This window comes from Streptomyces sp. JH14, assembly GCF_029428675.1.
Classification (GTDB): domain Bacteria; phylum Actinomycetota; class Actinomycetes; order Streptomycetales; family Streptomycetaceae; genus Streptomyces.
Genome location: NZ_JAJNEL010000001.1, coordinates 2,409,547 through 2,424,295, shown reverse-complemented (window position 1 = coordinate 2,424,295; position 14,749 = coordinate 2,409,547). Strand labels below are relative to the sequence as shown.

Genomic DNA, 14,749 nt, shown 5'->3' with positions numbered 1-14,749 from the left:
AGATGTCCGCCTCGAACCGCCCGGAAGGTAACGGCCGGCTGCTCACCGGTGTGGCCTGGGCCATCCTGCTCCTGGGTCTGTGGCTCTGGGGCCGCGGCCTCGCCGACGGCTCCGGTGCCGGCCCGACCACCGGCGACATCGCCGCGGTCGGGCGCCCACTCGGCGTACCTCTGCCCGCCGCGCACGCCCCGATCAAGGGTGCGGCGCCGGAGCGGGTGGAGATCCCCTCCATCGGCATCAAGGCGCCCGTCGTCGCCCGCGGCCTGACCGCGGCGGGAGCGATCGACCCGCCGTCCTTCGCCTCGCCGAAGGCGGTCGGCTGGTACGACGGCGGCACCCGGCCCGGCGCGGCCGGCACCGCGCTCTTCGTCGGCCACGTCGACACCCAGACCAAACCGGCCGTCTTCTACGGGCTGAGCGCGGCCCGCCCCGGAGCGAAGGTCCGGGTGGTCCGCGCGGACGGGACGGTCGCCGAATTCACCATCGACGACGTCCAGGTCATCACCCGGAAGCGCTTCAACGCCCAGAAGGCGTACGGGCCCCGCAAGGACGGACGGGCCGAGCTGCGGCTGATCACCTGCGGCGGTGCGTTCGACCGTGCGTTGCGGGAGTACACCGCCAATGTGGTCGTCTCGGCCTATCTGACCGGGGAGAAGGCGGCGGACAAGCCCGCCGGGGCCGCAGTCGAGCAGGCCAGGGCCGTGCGCAAGCCGGCCGAGTCCGCCGACAAGGGCCGCGCCCAGGTCCATCAGGCCCGTGCAGGGGCGTCCTGAGCGGGAGCGGAGACGGATACCTGGCCCGGCCGGCCGCCCGTTTTCCCCCCGGGGCGCCGACCGGGCCGGTCCTCGACCGCGGTGCGCGGGCTGCGGGAGAAGCCCGGCGCCGACACGGGAGGCAAGGGGGCGTGTGGGCCACTGGTGACCACTGTAGGACGGTGAATGGTCGTGGCCCAGTCGTTTTTTGACGGTACGTCCAGAACAGGTCACGGGTCTGTCGTCCGCGAACGTCCTCGTACATACGGGCAAGTCGGACACGCGGGGTGTGCCAGGATGGACGCGCCCGGACCTGTCCGGCACTCAAGGGGGAGTGGATGTACGGCAATTGCACCGGCCGGCTGCGTGCGGGAGCGGCGGCCGCGATCGGCGCGACGGTGCTGCTCGCAGGGTGTTCCCCGGCCGGCGGCGACGGGGACGGGAATCGCGCCGAGGCCGGTCGCCGGCCCGCCGGCGGCGACCCGTACTGGGTCAACCCCGACGGGAATGCGGGCCGCCAGGTCGCCGCGTACCTCAAGGACGGCGACGACAGGAACGCCGAACTGATCAGGAGGATCGCCCGGCAGCCGGTCGGCGAGTGGATCGGCCCGGACGACCCCGAGGCCGAGGCCGAAGGCTTCACCGAGGCGGCCGCGAAGGCCGGCCGGGAGGCGCTGCTCGTCCTCTACAACATCCCGCACCGCGACTGCGGCCAGTTCTCGAAGGGCGGCGCCGCCGACGGCAGCGCCTACCGCGCCTGGCTGGAGAAGGTCGCCCGGGGTATCGGCAACCGGCGTGCCACGGTGGTCCTGGAGCCGGACGCGCTGCTGCACCTCGTCGACGGCTGTACCCCGCAGGAGTTCCACGAGGAGCGGTACGACCTCCTGCGGGGCGCCGTCCGGCGATTGAGGCAACTGCCGCACACGCGTGTCTACATGGACGCGGGCAACGCCGGCTGGCACACCCCCGACGCGCTCTTCCGGCCGCTCCGGCGGGCGGGCATCGCCGACGCGGACGGATTCGCCGTCAATGTCTCCAACTTCCAGACCACGGAGGCCAGTACGGACTTCGGCAAGCAGTTGTCGGCGAAGGTCGGCAACAAACCGTTCGTGATCGACACCAGCCGCAACGGCAACGGCCCCTATGGTGGCGGCGATCCGAAGGAGAACTGGTGCAACCCCCCGGGCCGTGCGCTCGGCGAACCGCCGACCACGCGCACGGGTGAGGATCTGGTCGACGCCTATCTCTGGGTCAAGCGGCCGGGAGAGTCGGACGGCGCCTGCAAGGGCGGTCCGAAGGCGGGGGCGTGGTGGCCGGAGTACGCGCTGGAACTGGCCCGCAACACGAAGTAGCGGACGTGCCGCGACGGAGCCCGCCCGGCGAGGGAGACCGAACTCGCCGAGCGGGCCGGATGTGGCTTCAGGGGACTACGGGACCTTCACCCATGTGCCCTCCGACGGCGTCCCCCTCACGTCCGTCACGAACAGCATGTACCAGCCCGACGGCACCAGCGCCCGGTTCCTCGGCACCGTCACCGAGATGCCCCCCGCCGCCTTCTTCAGCCCCAACGCCACCGAACGCTGGTCGGTGTCCGTCACATGTGTCACCGCGCTCGGCCGCATCAGTTTCGCCGACGTGATCGCCGCCCCCTGCGCGGTCGCGAACATCCCCGTACCGCCGCGCGCCAGGCTCTTCGGCCCCGCCGTCAGCTCCGGGCGCGCGTCGCGGTACAGGTACGGCGGCGTGTAGAGCTCGATGCGCTGCTCGAAGACGCCGGGGCGGGTGTCCGCCCGGTCGGCGAAGAGCGAGTCCGAGCCGAAGACCATGACGCGTCCGTCGGGGAGCAGTACGGACCCCGAGTGGTAGTTGCGGCCCACCGCGGGGTCGGCGACCCGCTTGTAGGTGTCCGTCTTCGCGTCATAGAGCCGCGCCTGCAGGATGTTCGAGCCGCCGCGCCCCCGGTAGTCGTCGGAGCCGCCGGTGACCAGCACCGAGTCGTCGGGCAGCAGCGAGGCGCTCGGGTAGCGGGTGCCCTCGGCGAGCGGGGCGCCGTCCCTGAACCTCGGGTCGGGCGCCGACAGGTCGACCAGCCGGGACTTCTCGCTGGACCGCGCCGACTCGCCGACCCCGCCCCCGCCGATGACCATGAACTTCTCGTCCTGGGCGGGAGGCAGCCGTACCGTCGCCGACGTCTCCATCTCGTCGGCGTCGCTCAGTCCGGGGATCTTCTTGAACCGGTTGGTCGCCAGGTCCCAGATGCCGGGGTCGCGGCCGACGTCGGCGGGGCCGTATCCGGCGTTCGAGCCGGAGTAGAAGAGTCTGCCGTCGGGGAGGAGAAAGACCGCGGGGTAGGTGGGAAACCGCCGGACGATGCCGGTGTACCGCCACTTCTTGGTCCTCGGGTCGTAGATCTCGTCCTTGCCGGGCACGATCTGCCCGATCTCGTCGAGCCCGGACAGGGCGAGAACCCTGCCGTCGGCGAGCGTGGTGAGTGTCGGGTACCAGCGTGCCTCGTTCATCGGGTCCACGGCGATGTACTTCTCGGCGACCGGGTCGAACTCGTAGGCCTCGCGGATGCCCTGGAAGTCCTTCTTGTCGAGGGCGAGCTTCTCGGCGATCCCGTACACGTTGCGGGTGTCGGAGCCGGAGAGGCCGGTGATCCGGTAGTTGTCCTGGGCGCCCGTCTCGGACGCCGTGCCGGACTTCTCGGCCTCGACGTAGATCCGGCCGAGCCCGGGGTCGTTGCGCAGGAATGCGCCGGTGCGCTTGTCGAAGACCTTGGTGGCCCGTTGAACCAGCACCGGATCCTTGGAGACGAACGTCCTGCCGTTCTCCCTGCCGGTGAACCGGGTGCCTGCCGGCAGGGTGACCGGCTTGTCCGGGTCCTCGTTGTGGACGATCATCAGGCCGCCGGCCCTGGTGACATCGCCCTCGAGCTTCTCGTACTGCTTCGTGCCGCCGGCTATCAGCAGCTTGCCGTCGGGCAGCTGGGTGTGGCCGGAGCAGAACATGTCCTTGGGCGTGGGGACGTTCGTGAACGTGCCGGCCTTCGGGTCCCAGAGCACGGACCGGAAGCTCTTGGCGTCGAAGTTCTTCTGGTTGTTGCCGGAGCCCGCGACGAGCAGCACCTTGCCGGTGTGCAGCAGCGCGGCATGGATCGTGTTGATCCTGAACTCGGACGGGACGTCCAGGAAATCCCAGTGGCCGTTGGCGGCCTTGTACTCCGGCTTGTCGATCGTGTAGGCGTGGTAGCGCTCGCTGCCGAACCGGTACAGCCACGGCCCGTTCGTTCCCGCGAGCGCCAGAACCACCGCCGTACTGATCGCCATGCGGCGGGCACGGCGGCTTGCACGGTACGTCATCGCTTACGTCCCCCCAGGGCGATCTGCATCGTCTGTTCGTCCAGGACCCGGTCGGGTCTCTCCTGCGGGGCGTGCGCCGGGCGCGGGGCGGGTGCGGCGCACTGCGGCGGCGGTGGTCCGGCGCGCTGCTTCCTCTTCCCCGCGTAAACGGTGTACCGCCAGCCGAGGATCGGCGCCGCAGTGATCAGCAGGGCCAGCGTGGCCCAGGTGAGCATCGCCGGGTGGCTGTGGCCGAGGACGAAGGAGGCGATGAGGGAACCGCCGAAGACCAGCATGAAGAAGAGATGGATGCGGAAGGTGCCGAGCAGCGTGTCCGGGCTGGACGAGTCGCCCTTGGGCGTCACCACGAACGAGCTCCTGCGGCGCAGCACGGCATCCATCAGGGAACGTGCGTAGACCGGGGCGGAGAGCGCGGACATCATCATGCCCGCCAGTCCGCCGGAGCCCTCGGGTTCGTGCGGCGAGACGTTGTGCCGCCGGTTCCAGATGTACAGACCGATCTGGAGCGCCGATGCGTTGCCGTACAGCATCATCCAGACGACGGGGTCGATCTGCACACCCGAGGCGCCCATGCCCAGGAAAAGTGCGCAACTGAAGGCCGCCAGAATCCAGTTCAGGGCGGATATCGGGTAGAAGATGATCATCATCGTGTAGTTGAAGAGCTTGCCGAAGGGCAGCGTCCCGATCCCCCGCCAGTACTGCTTGAGGATCGTCTCGTACGTCCCGCGCGACCAGCGCAGCTGCTGGGTGAAGAAGTCCGTCCACGCGGTCGGACCCTCGCCGACGGCCAGGACGTCCGGGGTGTACACGGAGCGCCAGGTGCGGCCGGTGCGCGGATTGCGGGCGCGGTGCATCTCGAAGCCGGTCGCCATGTCCTCGGTGATCGAGTCGTACAGGCCGCCGATCTGGCGGAGGGCCGATATTCGTACGGCGTTGCTGGTGCCGACGAACATCGGGGCGCCGTAGCGATTGCCCGCGCGCTGGATCAGCGCGTGGAAGAGGAACTGCTGGGATTCGGCGGCCTTCGTGATGAACGTGTCGTAGTTGCCGTAGACCTGCGGGCCGATGACGAAGCCGACGTCCGGGTCGCGGAAGTAGCCGAGCATCCGCTCCAGGTAGTTGGGCAGCGGTACGTGATCGGTGTCGACCGAGGCGAAGAATTCGTAGGCGCTGCCGTGCGCGTCGAGCCAGGCGTTGTAATTGCCGTGCTTGGTTCTCGCGCGGTGAGCGCCCTTGGCCTGGTTCCACTGCGGGACGCCCTTGCGGGAGAAGTGGTGCACCCCGAGCCGGGCACAGACCTCCTTCACCGCCGCGTCGTCGCCCTCGTCGAGCAGCCAGACGTCCATCGGCCCGCGGTGCCGGATGCGAACCGCGGCTTCGAGGGTCTTCGTCACCATCTCCAGGGGCTCCTTGCCCGGGACGAAGGAGGTGAGGAAGGCGACTCTGGTACCGGACTCCGGCACGACCGGGACCGGGTCGCGCGCGACCAGCGTCGCGTGCGCGTTCGACAGGACGTTCATCGTGCGGAAGAGCTCGATCAGGCCGATCGAGACGAGCATGACGATGTCGAGGATCAGCAGCGTGCCGTTCTTGAGGTTCGGGTCGCGCTGCGTCCAGTGCTCGGGCTGCATCAGCCACGCGAACAGGCCGAGCGAGACGAGCGGTGCGGCGCCGAGCAGGAGCGCCGCGCGGATTCTGTGCGGCTCCTGCGAGAGCAGCGAGCGGAACCGGACGGTGTAGGGCTTGTCGGGATCGGGCTGGGTCAGTGGCCCGGCGAGGCGGCTGTAGTGCTCGTAGTCGTAACGCGGCAGCGCCTTCTTCGGATGCCGCCGCCGGGTCCCGGTCCGGAGCCGATGCGGTGACCGCAGCTGTGCGGTCCGGAAAGAGGCGTTGTCCTGCCCGGCGCCAGTCGGCGTCGACGTCATGGGTCATCCCCCTGCACGCATGGTCAGTGCGTGATCGGTCGGTCGTCGCGCCCGCGGCCGATCCCCCTCGGTCGGCCACGGGCGGCATCGTGGCGGGCCACCGGCCCCTGAGGCATGGGACGGCGCCCTTTCCGGTTGCGGGATGCCGTCGTGACATCCGCCCATGAACGGGCCCCACCCCGCCGTACGGCAACCGGAACTCCCCCCGTACTGCCCCCCAACTGCTGGTGCCATCGGGTTGGTTGAAGCCGATGACCCCATGACAGGTTGTATGGCCCAGGTCGTCGCCGCAAGGGTGAAACGGGGCGTTTACCGGTTATATGTACGATTTTGGCGGCTCTTGTGAAGGGGGGCGCACGGAGGTGCGCGAGGGAGCCTTCGGGCTGCTGGGCGAGGGTGTGGAGACGGTCGGGCGGGGGTAGACGCCGGCCCGCCGCGGCCTGCCGATCATGGCCCGTCGGCGCGGTTCATCGACCGCGGGCCGGCTGAGCGCACACGAACAAGGCCCCCTCACGCTCGGTGAGGGGGCCTTGACTTCGCGTGCGCCGCCAGGGACTCGAACCCCGGACCCGCTGATTAAGAGTCAGCTGCTCTAACCAACTGAGCTAGCGGCGCCTGCTGACCTGGAGAACTCTACCGGACTGCCGGGTGTGCTCCTGACCATTTCCCGTCCGTCGCGGCCTGTCGGATGGTCGTTTTTTCACTTCTGTCCGTCAAAATGCACTATGTTAGGAGAGTTGAGACAGGAACACCCGTCCGGATACGCCCAAAGATCTCGACGAGTGAGGAGGGGATTCGCATGACTGTGCCGGTCTTCGAGGAGTACGTGCCCGCCGTCGACTGCGGTTGCGCAGGGTGCGCCGCACAGCGGCGTGCCGCTGCCCAGGCGCTGTCGACGCGGCACGGAGGACATCCCGCGGCCCATGGCGCGCGCCGCGCGCTGGTGGTGGTGACGGCGGCCGGAGTGGTCCTCGGCACCGGCGCCGCCGGAGCGGCGAGCGCGGCGACCGGGCACACCGCCGGGTCCGCCGGGTCCGCCTGGGCGGCCCGGGCGGACCCGGCGGACGAGACGCCGCCGGCCGATCCGGACCCCGGCGATTCGGACCCCGGTGACCCGGACTCTGGAGACCCGGACCCTGGAGACCCGGTCTCCGGCGACTCGGACCCCGGCAGCCCACAGGGTGCCCCCGGCCCGCTGGAGGGGAGCGGATCCCAGGGTCCGCCGTCGTCCACGAGCGGGACGCCGGAGACGCCCAAGACCACGCGGACGGACATCATCAACCGGGCCAAGAAGTGGGTCAGCGCGCAGGTGCCGTACAGCATGACGAAGTACTGGTCGGACGGTTACCGGCAGGACTGCTCCGGATATGTGTCGATGGCCTGGAGCCTGAAGAGCAACGAGTGGACCGGCAGCCTCGCCCAGTTCGGGAACAAGATCGCCCGGGAGGAACTGCAGCCCGGCGACATCCTGCTCTTCCACAACAAGGCCAACCCCACGAACGGCTCGCACGTCACGATCTTCGGCGGCTGGACGGACTACACCCACACCCATTACACGGCGTACGAGCAGACGCCGGCGCACGCACGCAAGCAGACGACGCCCATGGCGTACTGGACCAATTCGGGCAGTTATGTTCCGTACAGCTACAAGGGCCTGTCCGCCACGACCGGCGGCAAGGGCCCCGAGGCGACGCCGACGGCGTTCCCGGGCGCCGCGAAGTTCGGTCCCGGTGCCAGCAACGCGTACGTCACCCAGCTCGGCCGGATGCTCGTGGACCGGGGCGGCAAGCGGTTCTACAAGGTCGGCCCGGGACCGGACTGGGGCGACGCGGACCGGCGCGCGACCCAGGCGTTCCAGAAGGCCCAGGGCTGGTCCGGCGCGGAGGCGGACGGCATCCCCGGCCCGGACACCTGGAGTCTGCTGGTGAACGGAAAGGGAAACGACATCCCCGCAGACGCAAGCGCGAGCGCAAACGGAAGCGGGGGCGGGGGCGGTGAGCCGGGAGGGGGTGAGTCGGGAGGCGCCGGTGCTGCTCCGGTCTTCCCGGGGCGGAGCTATTTCCGGCCGGGTCAGTCCAACAGTCATGTCGCCGAGCTCGGTAGACAGTTGGTGAAGAAGGGATACGGCAAGTACTACGTGTCGGGCCCCGGCCCCCGGTGGACCGAGGCGGACCGGCGCAATGTCGAGGCCTTCCAGCGGGCCCAGGGCTGGCGGGGGGCCGAGGCCGACGGCTACCCCGGGCCGGAGACCTGGCGGCGACTCTTCGCGTGACGGAACGGACATGACGGAGGCGGGAATGCGATCCACGGTGTCGGGCAGCTCCGGAGGCCCGGAGAGCGGGACGGAAGGAGAGCCGGTGAACGACGGTGAGGGTTCGGGGTGCGGCGTGGGCCCGGGTGCGGGCTTGGTGCCGGGCCCGGGGCCGGAGCCGGGCGGCGGTGCGGGAGGGGACTTCCGGACCGGCAGCGAGCCGGGTGCCACCGGCTCGGAATCCGTCGTCGACCTGGTGCTCGACCTGGTCCCGGGTGAGGCGGACGACTCCGCGTTCGGCGCGGCCTCGGCCTCGGTATCCGTCCCGTCGGTCCCGGCTTCGTCCTCCGTCCCGGCGGTCGAGGGTTCGGCTTCTGCCGCATCGGTCCCGGCTTCGTCCTCCGCTCCGGCGGTCGAGGCCGGTCCCGCGCAGCCTTCGGGCCGCCTCCGGGCCGATCGGCCGAGCCCCGACGCCGCACCCTCCATCACGGCCTCCGTCCGGTCCGGGCCGGGGCGGCGGCAGGGCGTCATCGCCAACGAGCACACGACCGCCATCCCCGTACACCTCCTCTTCCGCGACGACCCCGAGGGCGCCGACGCAGCCGAGCTGCCCGCCGGTCTGGCGCAGCGGCCCGGGGGTGAGGAGCAGGTGCCGGGGGTGCGGCGGCCGCCCGGGGCACGCGGCGGGCAGGTGCAGGCGCCCACCCGGCCCGCACCCGCCGGGGATCCCTGTCTGGCCGAGCGACCGGGGCCCGTGCTGCCCGGGTGGCTTGCGCTGCTCGCCGGGCTGGCCGGGAGCGCCGCCGCCGGGGCCGTGTTGTGGTGGGCCGGCGCGCTGCCCCGCGGGGTGCTCGCGCGGGCCGGGATCGGTGCGCGGCCGTACGACGGGATCGGCCTCGGGACGTGGGCGGTGCTCGTGCTGCTGGCGGCCCTGGTGCTCTTCGCGCTCGGCGGTCTGGGCCGCGGGCGGGTCGGGTACGCCTGGGTGGTGACGCTCTTCGGCGACTACCGGGGGAGCGTGCGGCGGACCGGGCTCGTCTGGGTCAGCCCGCTGCTCCTGCGCCGCCGCGTCGACGTACGGCTGCGGCACTGGCGGAGCGAACCGCTGCCCGCGGTGGACGCGAACGGTACGGCGTTGCGCGTCGTCGTCCTCGTCGTGTGGCGGATCAGGGACACCGTGCGGGCGACGCTCGGGGTCGCGAACCACGAGGAGTATCTGCGCGAGCAGGTCGAGTCGGCGATGGCGCGCGTCCTCTCGCAGCTGCCCGCCGACGCCTTCCATGAGGACGCGCACACCCTGCGCAACGCGGAAGCGGTCGGCGACGCGCTGACCCGGATGCTGAAGGCGGACTGCGAGCCGGTGGGCATCGAGGTGTACTCCGCGCAGCCGACCGGTATCGAGTACGCGCCGGAGGTCGCCGCGGCCATGCAGCGCCGCCGGATCGCCGCCATTGACGCCAAACACCGCGACAGCGTGCTGACATCCGTGGTCGACGCGGTGGACGACACGGTCAACCGGCTGACCGCGCGCGGCCTCGTCGAGCTCGACGACTACGAACGGAAGGCACTGGTCAAGGACTTGACGGTGGCCTTCTACACAGGACGCAGTGGCGGCGAAGGCTCCTGACCGCACCGCCGCGCCGTCTTCGTGGGGCCGGAATCCCATTCCCATTGGTCTGGACATGTTCATGCCGTGTCAATAATCTGAGACTTGGTCTAGACCGCACCATTGCGCACGCAGCACAGCTCATGGAACTTCCCCCACGTCCCTGAGGAGCGACAGCAATGCGTAAACGGGCAAGCGCGGCCATAGTGGGCCTGGCGATAGCCGGCGTCTCGATGTTCGCGACGAGCAGCGCCGGCAGCCACGGCTACACCGACAACCCCATCAGCCGCCAGAAGCTCTGCGCCAACGGCACCGTCACCGACTGCGGCGCCATCCAGTGGGAGCCCCAGAGCGTCGAGGCTCCCAAGGGCTTCCCCGCGGCGGGTCCGGCCGACGGCAAGATCTGTTCCGGCGCCCACGACAACTTCGCCGCGCTCGACGACCCGCGCGGCGGAACCTGGCCCGCCACCAAGGTCACCGCGGGCCAGGGCTTCAGCTTCCGCTGGCGGTTCACCGCCCGGCACGCCACGACCGACTTCCGCTACTACATCACCAAGAACGGCTGGGACCCCACCAAGCCGCTCACCAGGGCGGCCCTTGAGTCGCAGCCCTTCATGACCGTGCCGTACGGCGGCCAGCAGCCCCCGGACACGCTGACCCAGCAGGGCACCATCCCCACTCAGAAGACGGGGCGGCACATCATCCTGAGCGTCTGGAACATCGCGGACACCGGGAACGCGTTCTACGCGTGCTCCGACGTCCAGTTCTGACGCCTGACAAGTCGATCGCCGGACAGGCCCGATGTCCGAGCCTGTCCGGCGATCGCGGGCAGGAGAGCGAGGCCGGCGAGCCCGCCTAGTGCGTCGGAGCCAGTTCGTTCCGGCCCTGGCCGCCGCGTCGCAGAAGCGCGATCGCCAGTACCGCCCCTGCCAGCAGAATCAGCGCCCCCGCCACCGACGCGTACTGCATGCTGTGCACGAACGCCTCCCGGCCCGCCGAGATCAGCGACGCGTCCCCGGTGGCCAGCGCCCCCGGCAGGGTCTTGCGGGCGGCCTCCGGTGCGGAGTCCGGCAGGTCCGCTCCGTACACCGCGGTGGCGACCGCCCCCAGCAGCGCCATGCCCATCGCGCCGCCGAACTCCTGGCCGGTCTCCAGCAGTGACGCGGCCGAACCCGCCTTCTCCGGCGGGGCGGTCGCCAGCGCCAGGTCCGAGACGAGCGCCATCACGGTGACGATGCCCGAGCTCATCACGGCCGAGCCGATGAGCAGCAGCCAGAGCGAGTCCGTCCCGGACAGGGCCAGCACGGCGAACCCGGCGGCGGCGATGACGAAGCCGGCGGAGATCACATGCGTGCGGTCGGTCCGCTGGGCGATCGCCGTGGCCGTCGGCGCCGCGGCCCCCACCGCCAGCGACGGGGCGAGGCTCCACAGCGCGGCCTCCGTCGTCGACATGCCGAGCACCGACTGCAGGTACTGCGTGGTGAAGAAGGCGGAGCCCATCATCGCGAAGGCGGCAAGGGAGTTCAGGCCGATCCCGGCGGCGAAGCCCGGTCCGCGGAAGAGCTCCCGGCTGATCATCGCGTCGCCACGGCTGCGCTGCCGGCGGACGAAGGCCCAGCCGATGCCCAGCCCGGCGGCGATCAGCAGGGCGTTGCGGATGTCGAGACCGTGCGCGGCGCTCTCCTTGACGCCGTAGACGACCGGCAGCACGGAGCCCATCGACAGCGGCACGCTCACCAGGTCGAACCGTCCGGGGTCCGGGTCCTTGAACTCCGGGACCAGCACCGGCACCAGGGCCAGCAGCAGCACCATCGCCGGCACATTGATCAGAAAGACCGAGCCCCACCAGAAGTGCTCCAGCATGACCCCGCTGAGGACCGAGCCGAGGGCGATTCCGCCCGCCATGGCGCCGGACCAGATGCCGACCGCGCGGCTGCGCTGCTGTTCGTCGCGGAACATGTTCCGCACGAGCCCCATCGTCGACGGCATCAGCGTCGCGCCGCCGATGCCGAGCAGCGCCCGCGCCGCGATGAGCATCTCGGGGCTGGTGGCGTACGCGGCGCCGACGGAAGCGGCGCCGAAGGCGGCCGCCCCTAGGAGCAGCAGCTTGCGGCGGCCGATCCGGTCGCCGAGCGAGCCCATCGTGATGAGCAGGCCGGCCAGGGCGAAGCCGTACACATCGAAGATCCAGAGCTGCTGGGTGGCGCTGGGGGCGAGGTCCCGGTCGATGGACGGGATGGCGAAGAAGAGGACGGAGACGTCCATCGACACCAGGAGAAGGGGGAGCAGGAGGACCACGAAGGCGGTCCATTCCTTGCGGCCGGCGAGGCCACTGCGGCCAGTGGTGGTGCTCGTCGCGTTCGTCATGACAGGGAATATACGAGCGTATAAAACAGCTGTCTAGTACGCCTGTGTAACACGTTTGTATGAAACCTTGGGCAACCGTGCACGCCGGTGTCGGGCGGGGTGGCGGGAAGGCATGCGGAAACGCACTGGGCGGTCCACGTGTGTACGTGGACCGCCCAGTGCGTTTGTCTGTGCGCCGCCAGGGACTCGAACCCCGGACCCGCTGATTAAGAGTCAGCTGCTCTAACCAACTGAGCTAGCGGCGCCTGCTGACTCGAAAATAATACCTGGTCCCGAGGGGTGCTGATGACGCGTGCCCGCGACGCCTCTAGAGGGCCAGCGAGAGCAGGACCGGAGCGGCCCGCCGGTTCAGGGTGTCCGCCGCCGAGCGCAGCCGGTGTGCGTCCTCGACCGGCAGGGACAGTGCCAGGCAGCCGGCCGAGGAGCCCGCCGTCAGCGGCACGGCAGCGCAGACCGTGCCCACCGCGTACTCCTGGAGGTCGAGCACCGGGACCGTCGCCGGCTGGTTGTCCAGCTTGGAGAAGAGGACCTTCTCGCTGGTGATGGTCCGCGAGGTGAGCCGGGCGATCTTGTGGCGCGAGAGGTGGTCGCGGCGGCCGTCGTGGTCGAGCTGGGTCAGCAGGCACTTGCCGATCGCGCTGGCGTGCGCGGCGGACCGGAAGTCCACCCATTCGTTGACTGCGGGGGTGTGCGGGCCGTCGGCGTACTGGGTGACCCGGATCTCCCCGTCCATGTACCGGCTGATGTACACCGCGGCGCCGACCGAATCGCGCAGCTGGCCCAGGGTGTGCTGGAGCTTCGTCTCCAGCGCCTGCCGGCGGGCGGCGCCGGAGCCGAGCAGGAGGAGCGACGAGCCGATCACGTAGGCGCCGTCGGTGACCTGCTCGACATAACCCTCGCGGCGCAGCATCAGCAGCAGCGGGGCGAGGTGCCCGCCCGGCAGCCCCGTCTCGCGGGAGATCTGGGCGTCCATCACGCCGTTGCCATGCTTGGAGATCGTCTCGAGAACACGAAGGGCGTACTGCACCGAGTGGAACGGCGCGGTCGGTTCGGGCTTCAGCGCCACGGTTTCCCCCTACCGGATTGCGACCGCAAGACCAGGTTGTCACCACAAGCTGTCGCACCACGATAGCTGCCAAAAGCCGTTTGAGGGGGGCCTGTTGGCGACTTGATGAGGCGATCCGGCGCTGTCAGCTGGGGTGCACCCGTGCGGCATATGCCAAAGTCATGAGTAAGCGTTGGAGGGCGAGGTCACAGCGCCGCAACGAGGATCTCGGGCGTACGTTCGAGTCAGGGATCCGGGAAGATTTTTTTCCGGCGGACCGGCCGCAGCCGCCCGCCGGTGCCGGGCGTCGGCTTCCGCAGATCCTTCTCCGGTCTCAACGCGGGGGTGCGCAAGGGGTGTTCGCGCCGTGGAGGACGTCCGGGGACGGCACGTGCCCGAGCCGCTTGTCGACCACGTTCGGCAACGGCTCCCCGGCCGCCCACCGTTCGTACATCTCCACGAACTGCTCGCCCAGCCGGTCGCGCCAGCCGACCGTGTCGCCGCTCATGTGCGGGGACACGATCAGCCCCGGTACGTCCCACAGTGCGCTGCCCGGATCCAGCGGTTCGTCCGTGAACACATCGAGCGCCGCACCCGCGAACCACCGCCTGCGCAGTGCCTCGGCCAGATCCTCCTCGACGACCAACGGCCCGCGCCCCACGTTGATGAAGCGGGCCGACGGCTGCATCAGCCCGAAGAACCGCGCGTCGAACATCCCGCGGGTCCGCTGCGTCAGCGGCGCCGCACAGATCACCCAGTCGGCCAGGGCGGCCAGCCGGTCCAGGTCCTCGGCCCCATGGATGGTGCGCCGCGCCGTGCGCCCCACGAGCGCGACCTCGACCCCCAGCGCGATCAGCAAACGGGTGATCTCCCGCCCGATCGGACCGGCCCCGACGACCACCGCGCGGGTGCCCGCGACCTGCTGCGACTCGCGGTGGTGCCACCGTCGCCGCTGCTGCAGCTCCAGCGTGCCGGGGACGTCCTTCGCGAACGCCAGAACCAGACCCAGCACATACTCGGCGATCGGCCGTTCGAAGACGCCCCGCGCGTTGGTCAGGACGGTGTCGGACCGGGCCAGTTCCGGGCAGAGCAGCCGGTCCACACCGGCGCTCGCCGTATGCACCCAGCGGGGCCGTGGTCCGTCGCCGGGCCAGGCGGCGCGTACCGCGTCAGAGGTGAAATCCCATACCAGCAGGGCGTCGGCGTACGGCAGTTGGCCGGCGAGACCGGCCTCGTCCGTGTACCGGATCCGGGCCCGTCCGGTCAGGGCGCCGAGGCGGGGCGACGGGTCGGCGTCCAGGACGAGCAGGGTGGGGTCGGGCATGAGAGGCGGTCGCTCCGCTGCGTCTGAGATGGGCGGATTGACCACGCTCGCACCCCGGCCCGGCTCCGTCAACGCGAAGGCCGGCGGCTGCTGCCGGGGGGAATACTGGGCAGGGAG

The 14,749-nt window shown here is 70.5% G+C and carries 10 protein-coding genes and 2 tRNA genes; 5 read left to right on the top strand and 7 right to left on the bottom strand.

What is annotated here, in order from left to right; genetic code table 11:
- Window positions 1–2: 2 nt before the first annotated feature.
- A complete protein-coding gene (locus tag LRD69_RS10885) occupies window positions 3–773 on the top strand; it encodes a class F sortase (RefSeq protein ID WP_277326369.1) in 771 nt (256 codons plus the stop codon).
- Window positions 774–1,090: 317 nt separating this feature from the next.
- Window positions 1,091–2,104: a glycoside hydrolase family 6 protein gene (locus tag LRD69_RS10880; protein WP_277326368.1), complete on the top strand. Its 1,014-nt coding sequence runs from the start codon at window positions 1,091–1,093 to the stop codon at window positions 2,102–2,104.
- A gap of 75 nt (window positions 2,105–2,179) precedes the next feature.
- On the opposite strand, the gene LRD69_RS10875 is transcribed toward LRD69_RS10880, so the two are convergent.
- From LRD69_RS10875 to LRD69_RS10865, 3 genes are all read right to left on the bottom strand, one after another.
- Window positions 2,180–4,114 carry a kelch motif-containing protein gene (locus tag LRD69_RS10875; RefSeq protein ID WP_277326367.1) on the bottom strand — a complete coding sequence of 645 codons (1,935 nt, stop codon included), beginning with the start codon at window positions 4,112–4,114 and terminating at the stop codon, window positions 2,180–2,182.
- Window positions 4,111–6,039, bottom strand: a complete 1,929-nt coding sequence (locus tag LRD69_RS10870; protein WP_277326366.1) for a glycosyltransferase family 2 protein — start codon at window positions 6,037–6,039, stop codon at window positions 4,111–4,113. The genes LRD69_RS10875 and LRD69_RS10870 overlap by 4 nt, the downstream gene beginning before the upstream one ends.
- Before the next feature lie 541 nt (window positions 6,040–6,580).
- Window positions 6,581–6,654 (bottom strand) — tRNA-Lys (locus tag LRD69_RS10865).
- A gap of 184 nt (window positions 6,655–6,838) precedes the next feature.
- Here LRD69_RS10865 and LRD69_RS10860 point away from each other — a divergent pair.
- The 3 genes from LRD69_RS10860 (at window position 6,839) to LRD69_RS10850 (ending at window position 10,666) form a co-directional block, all read left to right on the top strand.
- The gene (locus LRD69_RS10860; RefSeq protein WP_277326365.1) at window positions 6,839–8,311 is read left to right on the top strand and encodes a peptidoglycan-binding protein; all 1,473 of its coding nucleotides are present in this window, start codon (window positions 6,839–6,841) and stop codon (window positions 8,309–8,311) included.
- An 85-nt stretch (window positions 8,312–8,396) separates the two neighbouring features.
- Entirely contained in the window at window positions 8,397–9,917 is a 1,521-nt protein-coding gene (locus LRD69_RS10855; RefSeq protein ID WP_277326364.1) for an SPFH domain-containing protein, read from the top strand.
- Between the two features lie 158 nt (window positions 9,918–10,075).
- Entirely contained in the window at window positions 10,076–10,666 is a 591-nt protein-coding gene (locus LRD69_RS10850; protein WP_277326363.1) for a lytic polysaccharide monooxygenase, read from the top strand.
- 85 nt (window positions 10,667–10,751) lie between these two features.
- On the opposite strand, the gene LRD69_RS10845 is transcribed toward LRD69_RS10850, so the two are convergent.
- The 4 genes from LRD69_RS10845 to LRD69_RS10830 form a co-directional block, all read right to left on the bottom strand.
- Complete coding sequence (locus LRD69_RS10845; RefSeq protein WP_277326362.1) at window positions 10,752–12,263, bottom strand: MFS transporter; 1,512 nt, start codon at window positions 12,261–12,263, stop codon at window positions 10,752–10,754.
- A gap of 171 nt (window positions 12,264–12,434) precedes the next feature.
- Window positions 12,435–12,508 (bottom strand) — tRNA-Lys (locus LRD69_RS10840).
- Between the two features lie 62 nt (window positions 12,509–12,570).
- Window positions 12,571–13,329: an IclR family transcriptional regulator C-terminal domain-containing protein gene (locus tag LRD69_RS10835; RefSeq protein WP_277326361.1), complete on the bottom strand. Its 759-nt coding sequence runs from the start codon at window positions 13,327–13,329 to the stop codon at window positions 12,571–12,573.
- Window positions 13,330–13,642: 313 nt separating this feature from the next.
- Window positions 13,643–14,632, bottom strand: a complete 990-nt coding sequence (locus tag LRD69_RS10830; RefSeq protein ID WP_277326360.1) for a D-2-hydroxyacid dehydrogenase — start codon at window positions 14,630–14,632, stop codon at window positions 13,643–13,645.
- Window positions 14,633–14,749 lie beyond the last annotated feature (117 nt).